Annotated in this window: 14 protein-coding genes; 13 read left to right on the top strand and 1 reads right to left on the bottom strand. The window is 69.0% G+C overall.

Features of this window, described 5'->3' with window-relative positions:
* Window positions 1–30 precede the first annotated feature (30 nt).
* The 10 genes from Q1A87_RS07010 to Q1A87_RS07055 are packed head-to-tail and all read left to right on the top strand — an operon-like array spanning window position 31 to window position 9,318.
* Complete coding sequence (locus Q1A87_RS07010; protein ID WP_299649249.1) at window positions 31–483, top strand: ester cyclase; 453 nt, start codon at window positions 31–33, stop codon at window positions 481–483.
* On the top strand, window positions 480–1,808 hold the full coding sequence (hisD, locus tag Q1A87_RS07015; RefSeq protein ID WP_299648827.1) for a histidinol dehydrogenase: 1,329 nt from the start codon (window positions 480–482) through the stop codon (window positions 1,806–1,808). The genes Q1A87_RS07010 and hisD (Q1A87_RS07015) overlap by 4 nt, the downstream gene beginning before the upstream one ends.
* Entirely contained in the window at window positions 1,805–2,563 is a 759-nt protein-coding gene (locus Q1A87_RS07020; protein ID WP_299648830.1) for an SDR family oxidoreductase, read from the top strand. Before hisD (Q1A87_RS07015) ends, Q1A87_RS07020 begins: the two co-directional genes overlap by 4 nt.
* A complete protein-coding gene (locus Q1A87_RS07025) occupies window positions 2,563–3,615 on the top strand; it encodes a LacI family DNA-binding transcriptional regulator (RefSeq protein ID WP_299648833.1) in 1,053 nt (350 codons plus the stop codon). The genes Q1A87_RS07020 and Q1A87_RS07025 overlap by 1 nt, the downstream gene beginning before the upstream one ends.
* Window positions 3,612–4,586: a nuclear transport factor 2 family protein gene (locus Q1A87_RS07030; protein ID WP_299648838.1), complete on the top strand. Its 975-nt coding sequence runs from the start codon at window positions 3,612–3,614 to the stop codon at window positions 4,584–4,586. Before Q1A87_RS07025 ends, Q1A87_RS07030 begins: the two co-directional genes overlap by 4 nt.
* The gene (locus Q1A87_RS07035) at window positions 4,586–5,590 is read left to right on the top strand and encodes a cupin domain-containing protein (RefSeq protein WP_299648841.1); all 1,005 of its coding nucleotides are present in this window, start codon (window positions 4,586–4,588) and stop codon (window positions 5,588–5,590) included. Before Q1A87_RS07030 ends, Q1A87_RS07035 begins: the two co-directional genes overlap by 1 nt.
* Window positions 5,587–6,201 carry a class I SAM-dependent methyltransferase gene (locus Q1A87_RS07040; RefSeq protein WP_299648844.1) on the top strand — a complete coding sequence of 205 codons (615 nt, stop codon included), beginning with the start codon at window positions 5,587–5,589 and terminating at the stop codon, window positions 6,199–6,201. Before Q1A87_RS07035 ends, Q1A87_RS07040 begins: the two co-directional genes overlap by 4 nt.
* Window positions 6,198–7,319: a cobalamin-independent methionine synthase II family protein gene (locus Q1A87_RS07045; RefSeq protein WP_299648847.1), complete on the top strand. Its 1,122-nt coding sequence runs from the start codon at window positions 6,198–6,200 to the stop codon at window positions 7,317–7,319. Before Q1A87_RS07040 ends, Q1A87_RS07045 begins: the two co-directional genes overlap by 4 nt.
* Window positions 7,316–8,008 (top strand): alpha/beta fold hydrolase, encoded by a 693-nt coding sequence (locus Q1A87_RS07050; protein ID WP_299648850.1) that lies wholly within the window; start codon window positions 7,316–7,318, stop codon window positions 8,006–8,008. Before Q1A87_RS07045 ends, Q1A87_RS07050 begins: the two co-directional genes overlap by 4 nt.
* Entirely contained in the window at window positions 8,005–9,318 is a 1,314-nt protein-coding gene (locus Q1A87_RS07055) for an amidase (protein ID WP_299648853.1), read from the top strand. The genes Q1A87_RS07050 and Q1A87_RS07055 overlap by 4 nt, the downstream gene beginning before the upstream one ends.
* A 2-nt stretch (window positions 9,319–9,320) precedes the next feature.
* Here Q1A87_RS07055 and hisD (Q1A87_RS07060) read toward each other — a convergent pair whose 3' ends face one another.
* Window positions 9,321–10,538, bottom strand: coding sequence for a histidinol dehydrogenase (gene hisD / locus Q1A87_RS07060; protein WP_299648856.1), 1,218 nt, complete (start codon window positions 10,536–10,538; stop codon window positions 9,321–9,323).
* Window positions 10,539–10,779: 241 nt separating this feature from the next.
* Here hisD (Q1A87_RS07060) and Q1A87_RS07065 point away from each other — a divergent pair, with 241 nt between their 5' ends.
* From Q1A87_RS07065 to Q1A87_RS07075, 3 genes are all read left to right on the top strand, one after another.
* Window positions 10,780–11,796, top strand: a complete 1,017-nt coding sequence (locus Q1A87_RS07065; protein WP_299648859.1) for a tripartite tricarboxylate transporter substrate binding protein — start codon at window positions 10,780–10,782, stop codon at window positions 11,794–11,796.
* Between the two features lie 66 nt (window positions 11,797–11,862).
* Complete coding sequence (locus Q1A87_RS07070) at window positions 11,863–12,348, top strand: tripartite tricarboxylate transporter TctB family protein (protein WP_299648862.1); 486 nt, start codon at window positions 11,863–11,865, stop codon at window positions 12,346–12,348.
* Entirely contained in the window at window positions 12,345–13,868 is a 1,524-nt protein-coding gene (locus Q1A87_RS07075) for a tripartite tricarboxylate transporter permease (protein WP_299648865.1), read from the top strand. Before Q1A87_RS07070 ends, Q1A87_RS07075 begins: the two co-directional genes overlap by 4 nt.
* Window positions 13,869–13,898 lie beyond the last annotated feature (30 nt).

The raw sequence follows: 13,898 nt of genomic DNA on the forward strand, positions 1-13,898 counted from the left end.
GTTGAGGCGACGCGGCAGGTGATCCTGCGGATGGAGGCGGCGCTGGCGGAAAACTCCGACGACATGGCGACCCATTTCCACGAGGATTTCCGCTGGATGGGCAACCAGGGTTGCGGCACCAAGCCGGACCTGCGGGCCTTCCGCGACAATTGGCAGCTTCCGCTGCGCGCCGCGTTCACCGAGCGGGAGTACAGGACCGAGCGGTTCATCTGCGAGGACGAGTGGGCCTCCTGCTTCGGCCACATCGAGGCCACGCATAGCGGCACGTTCATGGGCATCGCGGCGACGGGCAAGCGCGTGACGATCCCCTACATGGATTTCTGGCAGGTCCGCGACGGGCGGATCGCGGACAACTGGGTCTCGGTCGACTTCGCCGCCGTCCTGGCGCAGCTCGGCCGCGACGTGTTCGACGGCCATGGCTGGGAGCATTTCGACGACGGCAGCCGCGTGCCGCCCCGTCCCGAGGGAGGCGTTGCACCATGACGATCCGACATCTGAAGACCGCCCGGTCCGAGGCCGACCGCGCCGCCGACGACGCCCGGACCCGGGAGATCGTCGAGGCGGCGCTGAAGGAAATCGAGGCGCGCGGCGACGCCGCCGTGCGGGAGATGTCGGAGCGGTTCGACGGCTACGCGCGCGACAGCTATCGCCTGAGCCCGAAGGAAATCGACGCGCTGATCGCCCGCGTTCCCGAGCGCGACCTGGCCGACCTGAAGTTCGCGCAGGCACAGGTCCGCAACTTCGCGCAGGCGCAGCGCGACTCGATGCGCGACATCGAGGTGGAGCCGATGCCCGGCGTGATCCTCGGGCACCGCAACATCCCGGTGCGCTCCGTCGGCTGCTACGTGCCGGGCGGCAAGTTCCCGATGGTCGCCTCCGCCCACATGTCGGTCGCCACCGCATCGGTCGCGGGCGTACCGCGGATCATCGCCTGCACCCCGCCCTTCAGGGGCGAGCCGAACCCCGCCGTGATCGCCGCCATGCATCTGGGCGGTGCGCACGAGATCCACGTCCTGGGCGGCATTCAGGCGGTCGGCGCGATGGCGCTCGGCACCGAAAGCATCGAACCCGTCCACATGCTCGTCGGCCCCGGCAACGCCTTCGTCGCGGAGGCCAAGCGGCAGCTCTTCGGCCGCGTCGGCATCGACCTCTTCGCCGGGCCGACCGAGACGATGGTCATCGCCGACGAGACCGTCGACGCGGAGATGTGCGCGACCGACCTGCTCGGACAGGCGGAGCACGGCTACGACTCGCCCGCCATCCTCGTCACGAACTCGGAGCGGCTGGCCCGGGAGACGCTGGCCGAGATCGACCGCCTCCTCGACATCCTGCCGACGGCGGAAACGGCGCGGAAAAGCTGGGAGGATTACGGCGAGGTCATCCTCTGCGGCGACTACGACGAGATGCTGGCCACGGCGGACGACATCGCCTCCGAGCACGTGCAGGTGATGACCGACCGCGACGAGTGGTTCCTCGAGAACATGACCTGCTACGGCGCGCTGTTCCTCGGGCCGCGCACCAACGTCGCCAACGGCGACAAGGTGATCGGCACGAACCACACCCTGCCGACGAAGAAGGCCGGGCGCTATACGGGCGGGCTCTGGGTGGGCAAGTTCCTCAAGACCCACAGCTACCAGAAGATCACCACCGACGCGGCCGCGGCCGAGATCGGCGCCTACGGCTCGCGGCTCTGCCTGCTCGAAGGCTTCGTCGGTCACGCCGAGCAATGCAACCTGCGCGTGCGGCGCTATGGCAAGGCGAACGTGCCCTATGGCGGGCCCGCGCCCTATCGGGATGCCGCCGAGTGAGCCTGCCCCGCACGCCGTCCCTCCGGCTCGACGGCCGCCGCGCGCTCGTCACCGGCGCGTCCTCCGGCATCGGGCTGGCCTGCGCTGCCGCACTGGCCGAGGCCGGCGCGCACGTCGTCTGCGCGGCGCGGCGGGCAGAGGCGCTGCGAGAGCTCGTGGACGCGATCACGGCGGAAGGCGGATCGGCCGAGGCGCTGCCGCTCGACCTGGCCGATCTCGACGCGCTTGCTGCCGCGATGGAGACGCACGCGCCCTTCGACGTGGTGGTGAACTCCGCCGGTATGGGGCGCCACGGGCCGGCGCTCGACACCACGTCCGAGGATTTCGACGCCGTTCTCGGCCTGAACCTCCGCGCCGCCTATTTTCTCTCGACCCACGCCGCACGCAGGATGCCGGAGCGGGGCGGCACGATCATCCATATCGGAAGCCAGATGGGCCATGTCGGCGGCATCGACCGGGCCGTCTATTGCGCGACGAAGCACGGGCTCGAAGGCATGGTGAAGACCATGGCGATCGAATGGGGGCCCCGGAACATCCGGATCAACACGATCTGCCCGACCTTCATCCGCACGCCGCTCACCGCGCCGACCTTCGAGAACCCCAAGCGCGCCGCGTGGATCGCCGAGAAGATCAAGCTCGGCCGCGTGGGCGAGGTCGAGGACATCATGGGCGCCGTGCTCTATCTCGCCGCCGACGCGTCCGCGATGGTGACCGGGACCGCGCTGATGGTCGACGGCGGCTGGACGGCGGGCTGATGGCGACCGAGCGCGTCACCTCGATCCAGGTCGCGCGGCTGGCCGGCGTCAGCCAATCCGCCGTCAGCCGCGTCTTCACGCCCGGCGCCAGCGTGTCGGAGCGGACGCGCGCGAAGGTGCAATCGGCGGCCGCGCAGCTCGGGTACCGCCCGAACGTACTGGCCCGGGCGATGATCACCGGAAAGACCCGGATCATCGGCCTCGTCGTCGCCTATCTCGACAACTACTTCTACCCGGACGCGATCGAGCGCCTCTCTGTTGCGTTGCAGGAGCGGGGCTACCACATCCTCGTCTTCATGGCGACGCCGACCGTGGGCGACGTGCAGACGATCGTGCAGGACATCCTCGACTATCAGGTCGACGGCCTCATCCTCGCCTCGGTCTCCATGTCCTCGGGCCTCGCGGCGCGATGCGACGAGGCAGGCATACCGGTCGTGCTCTTCAATCGCGATCAGGACGATCCGCGCCTTTGCGCGGTGACGACCGACAATCATGCCGGCGGACGCGCAGTGGCCGCGCATTTCGTCGAATGCGGCCACCGGCGGATCGGCTACATCGCGGGGTTCGAGAACGCCTCGACCCAGCGCGACCGGGAGCGGGGCTTTCGCGACGGGCTCGCGGCTGCCGGCCTCGAACTCGCGGCGCGCGAAGTCGGTGATTTCGCCCGGGACAAGGCGCGCGCCGCGGCGCTTGCGATGTTCTCCGACACGGCCAGACCGGATGCCGTCTTCGTCTGCACCGATCAGATGGCCTTCGCGGTGATGGACGCGCTGCGCAGCGAGCTCGGCCTGCGCATCCCCGACGACGTCGCGGTGGCCGGGTTCGACGACGTGCCCATCGCCGGTTGGCCGGCTTACGACCTCACGACCTTCCGTCAGCCGATCCGCCGCATGGTGGCGCAGACCGTCGAGACGCTTCTCGACCGGATCGCCGAGAAGGAGGCGCCACCGCGTCGCATCCGCCTCCCGGGCGAGCTGATCGTGCGCAGTTCCACCCGGGCAGGACGGCGCGACGCGAACGATACGCATCCGGCGCGGGAGGAAAGCAGATGACGGGCCTGTCCGAACGGTTCAAAGACCTGCCCGACTACATCCTCAGGATCACCAGGGAGATCTGGGAGGATCGCGGCATCGACACCCTGCACCGCTATTACGGACGGGACATGCCCGTCCGGTCGCCCGCCGGGGTGGTGGTTGGCAACCAGGGCGTCATCGCCGCGACGATGGCGACGCTCGCGGAGTTTCCCGACCGGACGCTTCTGGGCGAGGACGTGATCTGGAGCGATGGCGGCGACGCGGGGTACCTGTCCTCGCACCGCCTGCTCTCCACCGCGACCCATTCGGGCGACGGGGTCTACGGCCGCACCACCGGCACAAAGCTCCGTTACCGGATTATCGCCGACTGCGCCGTCCGGGACGACACGATCTACGATGAATGGCTGATCCGCGACCAGGGCGCGATCGTCCGGCAGATGGGGCAGGAGCCGTGGGACTACGCCCGCGACCTGATCGCGCGCGAGGGCGGGCCGGAAGCCTGCGTCAGACCGCTCACGCCAGAGTCGGACGTACCGCCGGTCTATACCGGGCGTGGCAACGACGACGAATGGGGCCTTCGCTACGCCGAAATCCTGACTCGGGTGATGGGCGCGGAGTTTTCGCTGATCGAGCAGACCTACGACCGCGCCTGCCAGCTCGAACATCCGGGCGGCGTCACGGGCCATGGCCGGGGGGCAGCCGACCGCTTCTGGCTCGGCCTGCGGGCGGCGCTGCCCGACGCCTGGTTCGAGATCCACCACGTGATCGGCCGCGACGATCCGATGATGCCACCCCGCGCCGCGATCCGCTGGTCGCTCCACGGCACGCATTCCGGCTGGGGCGCCTTCGGCCGACCGAGCGGCGCCGAGATCTACGTCCTCGGCATCTCCCACGCCGAATTCGGACCGTGGGGCCTGCGCCGGGAATGGGTGCTCTTCGACGAAACCGCGATCTGGAAGCAGATCCTCCTCAAGACCGGAGACGCATGATGGATAGTCCGGAAATGGACCGCACCGACACGAGCGAGGCGGCGATGGCGTCGCGCATCGTCCGCTACGGCGAGCTCAAGCCCTGCAAGACCGCCTTCATCGACGCCCATACCCCGGGCTCGAACCGGAAGGAGAACTTCACGATCATCGGCGGCGGCGTCTCGGAAAGCGCGGACCAGCACGTCCACATCTCCATCCCGCATGGCTTCAACATCGGCGCCGCGGGCCAGCCGCCCCGCTGCCGGAACTCGCTGCACTCGCACCGCACGGCGGAGGTGTTCTTCGTCCTCAAGGGTCGCTGGCGCTTTTTCTGGGGCCGTCGGGGCGATGCGGGCGAGGTCGTGCTGGAGAAAGGCGACATCATCAACATCCCCACGGGCATCTTCCGGGGGTTCGAGAACATCGGCACCGATTACGGGATGATCATGGCGGTGCTCGGCGGCGACGATGCCGGAGGCGGCGTGCTCTGGGCGCCGCAGGTCATCGAGGACGCCGCCGATCACGGTCTGGTCCTGGGCGAGAACGGCAAGCTCTACGACACGAAGCAGGGCCAGTCCCTGCCCGAGGGCATCGGGCCGATGAAGACCCTGACCGAGGCGGAGCTGGATGACTACCCGGAGCCCACGGCGAAGGAAGTCGTGCCGAACCACGTCGCGCGCTACTGGGACATGATGAGCCTCGCCGACAAGACGCCCGCGCTGGTGATCGGCGAGACGGGTATGCTGCGCGACCGGCCGGGCTTCGAGGTCGGCCTGCTCAACCACAACTCGGCGACGACCGAGATGCACCGGCACGACCGTCCGTCGGTCCTGATGCCGATGCGGGGTCACTGGAAGGTGACGTGGGAGAACGGCGGCACGCACGAAGCCGTCCTGGCCCCCGGCGACACGATGAGCGTGCCGGAGAACCTGAAGCACACTGCCGTCCCCTCGATGACCGGCGAAGCGTCGCTGTTCCACGTCGTCGCGACCGACGACCCGGCAGGCCCGACCTGGCGCGGATGACGGCCGATCCCGACGCCATCGCCGGGATCTACGAGCGGCAGGCCCGGGCTTGGGACGCGGCGCGGACCCGCGCGCTGTTCGAGGCGGCTTGGCTCGAACGCTTCGCTACGATCCTCCCCCCGGGCGGCCGTGTCCTCGACCTCGGATGTGGCGCGGGCGAACCGATCGCCCGATGGCTGATCGAGGCCGGGTTCCGCGTCACCGGCGTCGACATCTCTGAGGCCATGCTCGCCCTTGCCCGCGGCCGCTGGCCCGACGGCGACTGGCGCCGCGCCGACATGCGCCACCTCGATCTCGCTGAAAGGTTCGACGGGATCGTGGCCTGGGACAGCTTCTTCCACCTGACCCCCGACGCGCAGCGCGCCTGTCTTCCCGCGATGGCCCGGCATCTATCGCCCGGCGGCGCGATCCTCGTCACGGTCGGCCCCGACGCGAACGAGGTCACGGGCACCGTCGGAGACGAGCCCGTCTACCACGCGAGCCTCTCGCCCGCCGATTACGCCCGCATCCTCGAGGAGGCAGGCCTGCGGCTCACCGCCTTCATCGCCGAGGACCCGGATTGCGACCGTCATTCCGTCCTGATGGCGAGATCACGAGGACCCGACCGATGACCATCCTGACCACCCATGCCGGATCCCTGCCCCGCACGCAGACGGTCGTGGACTACATCTTCGCGCGCGAGCGGGGCGAGGCCTACGACCGCGCGGCCTTCGACGCCGCGATGACGGAAGCGGTGGACGAGACCGTCCGCCGTCAGGTCGCCGCCGGCGTGGGCATCGTCTCCGACGGTGAGACGTCGAAGATCAGCTACGCCACCTACGTCAAGGACCGCTACACCGGCTTCGACGGCGACAGTCCGCGCAACGCGCCCGCCGACCTGAAGCTCTTCCCCTCGTTTCTCGAACGCATCGCGAAGGAAGGTGGAACGCCGAAATACGCGCGCCCGATGTGCGTGGGCGAGGTTCGTTCCAAGGGTCAGGGCGAACTCGAGACCGACATCGCCAACCTGAAGGCGGCGATGTCGGCGCACGGGGCAACGCGCGGTTTCATGAACGCGGCCTCGCCCGGCGTCATCTCCCTCTTCCTGCAGAACGACTTCTACCCCAGCCGCGACGCGTATCTCGCCGCCCTCGCCGACGCGATGAAGGCCGAATACGAGACCATCGTGGCCGCCGGGCTCGACCTGCAACTCGACTGCCCGGATCTCGCGCTGTCGCGGCACATGCTTTTCGCGGACCTCTCGGACGAGGAGTTCGTAAGGATCGCCGGCGCCCATGTCGAAGCGTTGAACCACGCGCTCGCCGACGTGCCGGAGGAGCGCATCCGGGTCCACATCTGCTGGGGGAACTACGAGGGGCCGCATGTCTGCGACATCCCGATGGCGAAGATGTTCGACACGCTGATGTCCACGAAGTCGCGCTATGTCCTGTTCGAGACGTCGAACCCGCGGCACGGGCACGAATGGGCGGCGTTCCGCGACCGGGCCGCCGACATTCCCGAGGGCAAGGTGCTGGTCCCCGGCGTGGTCGACACGACGACGAACTTCGTGGAGAATCCCGACCTCGTGGCCGAGCGCCTGCGCCGCTTCGTCGACATCGTGGGGGCCGAGCGCGTCGTCGCGGGCTCCGATTGCGGCTTCGGAACCTTCGCGGGGTTCGGTGCCGTCGATCCGGAGATTTGCTGGGCAAAGCTCGCGGCAATGGCCGAAGGGGCGTCCCGCGCCGCATGACGCCGCTTCTCCTCCTGCCCGGCATGATGTGCGACGCCCGCCTCTTCGCACCGCAGATCGCACGGTTCTCGGCGGAGCGTGCCGTGCAGGTCGCGCCCGTGGGTGGCCACGACACGATGGCCGCGCTCGCGGCGGAAGTTCTGGCCCATGCGCCGCCGCGCTTCGCGCTGGCCGGCCTGTCGATGGGCGGGATCGTGGCGATGGAGATACTGCGACAGGCGCCGGAGCGGGTGAAGCGGATCGCGCTTCTCGACAGCAATCCGAAGGCCGAGGCGCCCCAGGTCGCGACCGCGCGCGGCCCGCAGATGGCCCGCGTCCAAAGCGGCGGCCTCGTGGCCGTGATACGCGACGAGATGAAGCCGCGCTACCTTGCCGAGGGACCGGATCGCGGGCCGATCCTCGACCTCTGCATGGCGATGGCGACGGCGCTCGGGCCGGACGTCTTTCTGCGCCAGTCCCGCGCCCTGCGGGACCGTCCCGACCAGCAGGAGACGCTGCGGACGGTGCAGGTGCCGGCGCTCGTGCTTTGCGGACGGGAGGACACGCTCTGCCCTCTCGATCGGCACGAGCTCATGCACGCCCTGATGCCCGGCAGCACGCTCACGGTGATCGACGGCGCGGGCCATCTGCCGACGATCGAGCAACCGGAGACGACGAGTACCGCGCTTGCACGCTGGCTCGACGCGTGACGCATCCCGCCGACGTTCCGCTGAGCGAGATCGCCCATGACCTGCGGGCCGGGCGGCTCTCCGCCGTCGAGCTGACGCGCGCGCATCTCGACCGGATCGCCATACGCGACGGGGCGATCCGGGCCTTCGTTCACCTCGCCGCGGAGGACGCCCTGTCCGCCGCCGCGCGGGCCGATACCGCCTTCGCGGACGGCCGCGATCTGGGACCGCTTCACGGCATTCCCTTCGCGGTGAAGGACCTGATCGACGTCGGTGGCTGGCCTGTCCGCGGCGGGTCGCGGCTCTATGCGGACCGGATCGCCGCCCGCACGGCGCCCGTCGTGGCGCGCCTTCTCGCCGGCGGCGCGGTTCCGCTGGGCCTCGTCGCGACCTACGAGCTGGCGACGGTCGGTCCCGACCCGGGCGCGCTCTACCCGCAGCCGCGCAACCCCCGCGCGACGGACCGCATCACGGGCGGCTCCTCCTCCGGCTCGGCAGCGGCCGTCGCGGCGGGAATGGTGCGACTGGCGCTCGGTACCGACACCGGCGGCTCCGTCCGCAGCCCGTCTGCCTATTGCGGCGTGACCGGGCTCAAGCCGACCTTCGGCGCGCTCTCGACCGAGGGCGTCCTGCCGCTGTCGCCGAGCCTCGACCATGTCGGCATCCTCGCGGCCACGGCTGCGGACGCCGTCCATGCCTGGCGCGCCCTCGGCGGGTCAGCCACGGGGACGATCCAAGGGCGGATCGGCTACGTGCGAGGTTGGGCGGGGGACGCGACCGATCTGCTCGCCCTGCTCGACGACGCGGCGCGCGGTCTTGCGAAGGCGGGGCATCCGGTCGATGTCGTCGCCCTGCCGGATTACGCGGCCATCGAGGAAGCGGGCCTCGTCCTGATCCAGACGGAGCAGCTCGCCATCCACGGCGCGGCGCTGCGTGATCATCCGGAGCGGTTCGGCCCGATGTCGCGGGAAACCCTCGGGTCCGGGTACGCGCTCGACGCGAACGCACTAGCCGCTGCCCGGGCTTGCGCCGCAGAAACGCGCCGCGCCGTCGACGCCGCGCTGGACGGACACGTCGCGCTGATCCTGCCGACGACGATGGCCCCGGCCCCGCGCTTCGCGGACTTCGCGGACTTCGCCGCGAGCGGCGTGGTCTGGACGGCGATGCGGACCATCCCGTTCAACATGACGGGCCATCCGGCCATCACCGTCCCGATGGGCAAGATCGACGGCATGCCGATGGGGTTGCAGATCGTCGGCCGCCACGGGGACGAGGCCACGATCCTCGCGCTCGCCTCCGCCTTCGAGACGGCGGGCCGCGCGGCTGGGTAGCCCTACCCGATCTGCAAGCGATCGAGCCGGAGCTGCGCCGCGCGGCGGTGCCCGTCCAGCCCCTCGCTCCGACTTTGACGCACGGCCGGGGGGGCGACCGCCGCGACGCCCTCGGGCTCCAGCCATTGATGCGTCGCGACCTTGAGGAAGGCCCCGACCCAGAGCCCGCCGGTATAGCGCCCGGCCGCCATCGTCGGCAGCGTGTGGTTCGTGCCGCAGCACTTGTCGGAATAGACCACGCTGGCCAGCGGACCGATGAAGAGCGAGCCGTAGTTCCGCAGCCGCCCGGCAAGCGCGTGCGGGTCGACCGTATGGATATGCAGATGCTCCGCCGCGATGTGATCGGAATAGGCGATCATCGCCGCCTCGTCCTCGCAGACGGCGATCTCGCCGTAATCGTCCCAGGCCGCCGCGGCCACATCGGCGGTGGCGAGTTTGTTCAGCTGTCGGGCGACCTCGTCCTCGGCGGCGCGGGCCAAGGTCTCGTCGGTGGTGATGAGCCCGACCCGCGTGCGGACGTCGTGCTCCGCCTGCGCGAGCAGGTCGGTCGCGATCATCTCCGGGTCGCCGCTCTCGTCGGCGAGAATATAGATCTCGGACGGTCCGGCCAGCTGGTCGATGCCAACGGTGCCGAAGACCTGTCGCTTGGCCTCGTTGACGAAGGCGTTGCCGGGGCCGACGATCTTGTCGACCGCGGGCACCGTCTCCGTCCCGTAGGCCATCGCCGCGATCGCCTGCGCCCCGCCGATCCGGAAGATACGGTCCGCCCCGGCGAGGTGGCAGCCCGCGATCATTGCGGGATGCGCGTTGGGCGGCAGGCAGGCGATCACCTCGTCCACGCCCGCGACCCTGGCCGGCACGATCGTCATGATCGGCGCGGACAGGAGCGGATAACGCCCGCCCGGCACGTAGGCCCCGGCCCGCGCGATCGGAATGACACGGTGGCCGAGATGGACGCCGGGCCGGATCTCCATGTCGAGCGGTGCGATCGTTGCACGCTGCGCCTCTGCGAAGGCGCGCACGTTGTCGATGGCGAACTCGGTATCCGCGCGCGTCTGCGGGTCGAGCGCATCGAGGGCGGCCTCCCGGTCCGTCGGTCCGACCTCGAACTCGGTCGCGTCGCTGCGGTCGAACTTCCGCGCGTAACGGGCAACCGCTGCGTCCCCCGCGGTGCGCACGTCTTCCAGGACACCGCTCACGATCCCCTCGATCTCGCCCATGTTCAACCCGATGTCCTGCCGCGGAGCGCGAATTTGGCGAACGCCCGGAAAGCGGGAAGTCAACGAAAGCATACGAGAATCCTGTCGGGGAAAAGTTTTGGCAAGCGAAACGTTACGCACGCCTGCCATTCTCTGCAATCGTATTCATTCCGGTCGGCCTGATGCGCTCGCAGCAGCATCCCCTTGACAGAAGCCGATCGCACAGGCTTCCTACCGACTGGTAGAAACGGGAGGATATACCATGAGGGCATCGTATTGCGCCGTGTCGCTCGCAGCCGCGCTGATCGCCGCGCCAGCCGTCGCGCAGGAATACAGCTGGCAGCCGGACCGTCCGATCAACATCATCGTGCCGTGGGCCGCCGGGGGCTCGACCGATCAGGTCACGCGGGTCGTCGCGCCGATCATCGAGGAGGCGCTCGGCACGGAAGTCGTGGTGGTCAACCAGCCCGGGGCCTCCGGCTCGACGGGCACGCAGGCCGCGCTCAATGCGCCGCGCGACGGATACACCTGGACCGCGAACGCGATCGCCAACAACGCGACCTATTCGATTACCGGCCTCGTCGAAGATACCTCGATCGAGGACTATCACATCTATCTGCATGTCGCGAACGTGCCGCTTGTCAGCGTCAACGCCGACACGGCGTACCAATCCTTCGACGAGCTGCTCGCCGCGATGGAGGACGGGTCCGTCACCGTCGGCACCGCGGGCATAAACAGCTCGGGCGGCATGGCGCTCGCGGCGCTCAAGGAAGGCGCGGACGGGGAGCTGGGCGGTGCCCGGATGATCACCTACGACGGGGGCAACCCGGCCGTGATCGCCGCCGCGAGCGGCGAGGTCGACATGACCACGCAGCTCGCCGTAGAACAGACCGAAATGATCCGGGGCGGCCGGCTGCGCCCTCTCACCGTTCTCTCGGACAGCGCGCTCGAAGTGGAGGGGATCGACCCCGTCCCGCCGATCACGGACTTCCTCCCCGAGTTCGAGGTGGCGGCCGATTACTTCGGCGTGTTCATCCCCGTGGGCGCGCCCGACGAGGTCTACGAGACGATGGACCAGATCTGGCAGGATCACGTGATGAACAGCGAGGAACTCAGGACCTACGCCAACAACAACGGCGCGGTCTTCTCTCCGGATTACGGCGAGGCCGCGCTGGAAAAGGCGATGCCGGTCGTGATCTCCGAAGCCTGTTCGCGCGTCACCCGGGGCGAGGCGGTCATCGAACCGTCCGAGATCGGGATCGACTGCTCGTCGGAATAGCGACATGGCCGGCGGGGTCGCAGAGCTACCCCACCGAGCTCACTTTGCGGCAACCTGGGTGACGTCATGCTGATGGCCAAGGCCGACCGATATACGGCGGCCGCACTTCTCGCGCTCGCGGTGGCGATGTTCGTGGGGGGCTGGACGATGAGCCGGCTGGAAATCCGGCAGATCCATCCCGCCTCGATCCCCGGCCTCGTCCCGATGATCCTGGGCGTATTGCTCGCGATCTGCGCGGGGCTGCTGTTCCGGGCGTCGTTCGACGATACGGCGCGCGGGGTGGAACCGATCATGGTGGGCGGCTCTTGGTGGCGGCTGGGGATCACGGGGGCGATCTGCGTGATCTACGCGCTCGTGCTGATCGGCTGGGCCAGCTACTTCTGGGCCACCGCGATCTTCACCTTCGCCTTCGCGCTGATCTTCTCCTATCCGACCGAGGGCACGACGCGGAGCCGCCTGACCGCGGTCGCAGGGTCGGTGGCCCTGGGGCTTGGCATCGCCTACGGCTCGGCGCTGCTCTTCGAGCAGCTCTTCCTGGTGCGTCTGCCATGAGCGGATTGCAGGATCTCGTCGCCGGACTCGCGCTGCTCATGACGCCGATGATGCTGTTCCACGCGGCGTGGTCGACCCTGCTCGGCATCGTCGTCGGCAGCCTGCCGGGCCTGACGGCGACGATGGGCGTCGCGCTGATGACGACGCTGACCTACTCGCTCGACAGCAACGCCGCGATCCTCGTGCTGATCTGCATGTATGTGGGCGCGATCTACGGCGGCTCGCGCAGCGCGATCCTGCTCAACATCCCCGGCACGCCGGCCAGCGCCGCGACCTCGCTCGACGGCTACCCGCTCGCCAAGGCCGGACGGGCCGGCTACGCGATGGGGCTGGCGACCGCCGGGTCGGCGCTCGGAACGCTGGCCGGGATCGTCATGCTGGTGATGATCGCGCCGCCGCTCGCCGAGGCAGCGCTGAATTTCGGCAGCTTCGAGTTCTTCTGGCTCGCGGTCTTCGGCATCCTCATCTCGGGGCAGCTCACCGCCGACACGACGCCGCTAAAGGGCTACATCGCCGGCATCCTCGGACTGATGGTCGCGATGGTCGGGTCGGAGGGCATCCACGCGCATGTCCGGTTCACCTTCGGCGTTTCCGACCTGAACGCGGGCATCGCGCTGATCCCGGCGATGGTCGGCGCCTTCGGCTTCGCCGAGGTTCTGACCGCGATGTGGAACAAGGCCGGCGTCCTGGCCATCGCGAAGGACAAGAGCGACAAGACCATCCCGGACCTCATCGACCTGTGGCGCTACAAGGTGACGATCCTGCGGTCGGGCGTCATCGGTACGCTCGTGGGCATCATTCCGGGCGTGGGTGAGGATATCGGCGCCTGGGGCAGCTATGCCGCGGCCAAGCGCACGTCGAAGGAGGCCGACAAGTTCGGCTCCGGCAGCTACGAGGGCCTGATCGCCGCGGAGACGGGTAATTCCGCGGTCGTGCCCGGCTCCCTCATCCCCGCAATCACGCTCGCCGTGCCGGGTTCGGCAAGTTCCGCCGTGCTGATCGCCGCGCTCTTCATTCACGGCATCCGCCCCGGTCCGCTCATCATGATCGAGCAGCCGCATTTCGTCGGCCTGATCGGCGCAATGCTCATCGTCGCGACCCTGTTCATGGCGATCTACGGCCTGTCGATGACGCGCCTGTTCATCCAGGTCCTGCGCGTCCCCTACGCCTACCTGATGCCGGTGGTCTTCGTGCTCTGCGTGATCGGCACCTACGCGCTCAGCCAACGGCTTTTCGACGTCTGGATCATGGTCGCCTTCGGACTGATCGGCTTCGTGCTGCGGCAAATGAAGTATCCGATGGCGCCGCTCGTCCTCGGAATTATCCTGGGGGATCTCCTGGACAAGAGCCTGCGCCGCGGTTTGACACTCACCGACGGGGAAATCCTGCCGTTCTTCACGCGTCCCGTCTCGGCTGTGTTCGTCGCGCTTATCGTGCTTTCGATCCTGTTCAACATCCCTGCCGTCCGGAGGCTCGCCATGGCGCCGCTGCGCCGGATCGGGCGGTGGCGCGATGTCTGAACGAACGCGTCGCACCGTCCGGCCGGCCGC

It is taken from the genome of uncultured Jannaschia sp. (genome assembly GCF_947494055.1).
Lineage (GTDB): Bacteria > Pseudomonadota > Alphaproteobacteria > Rhodobacterales > Rhodobacteraceae > Jannaschia.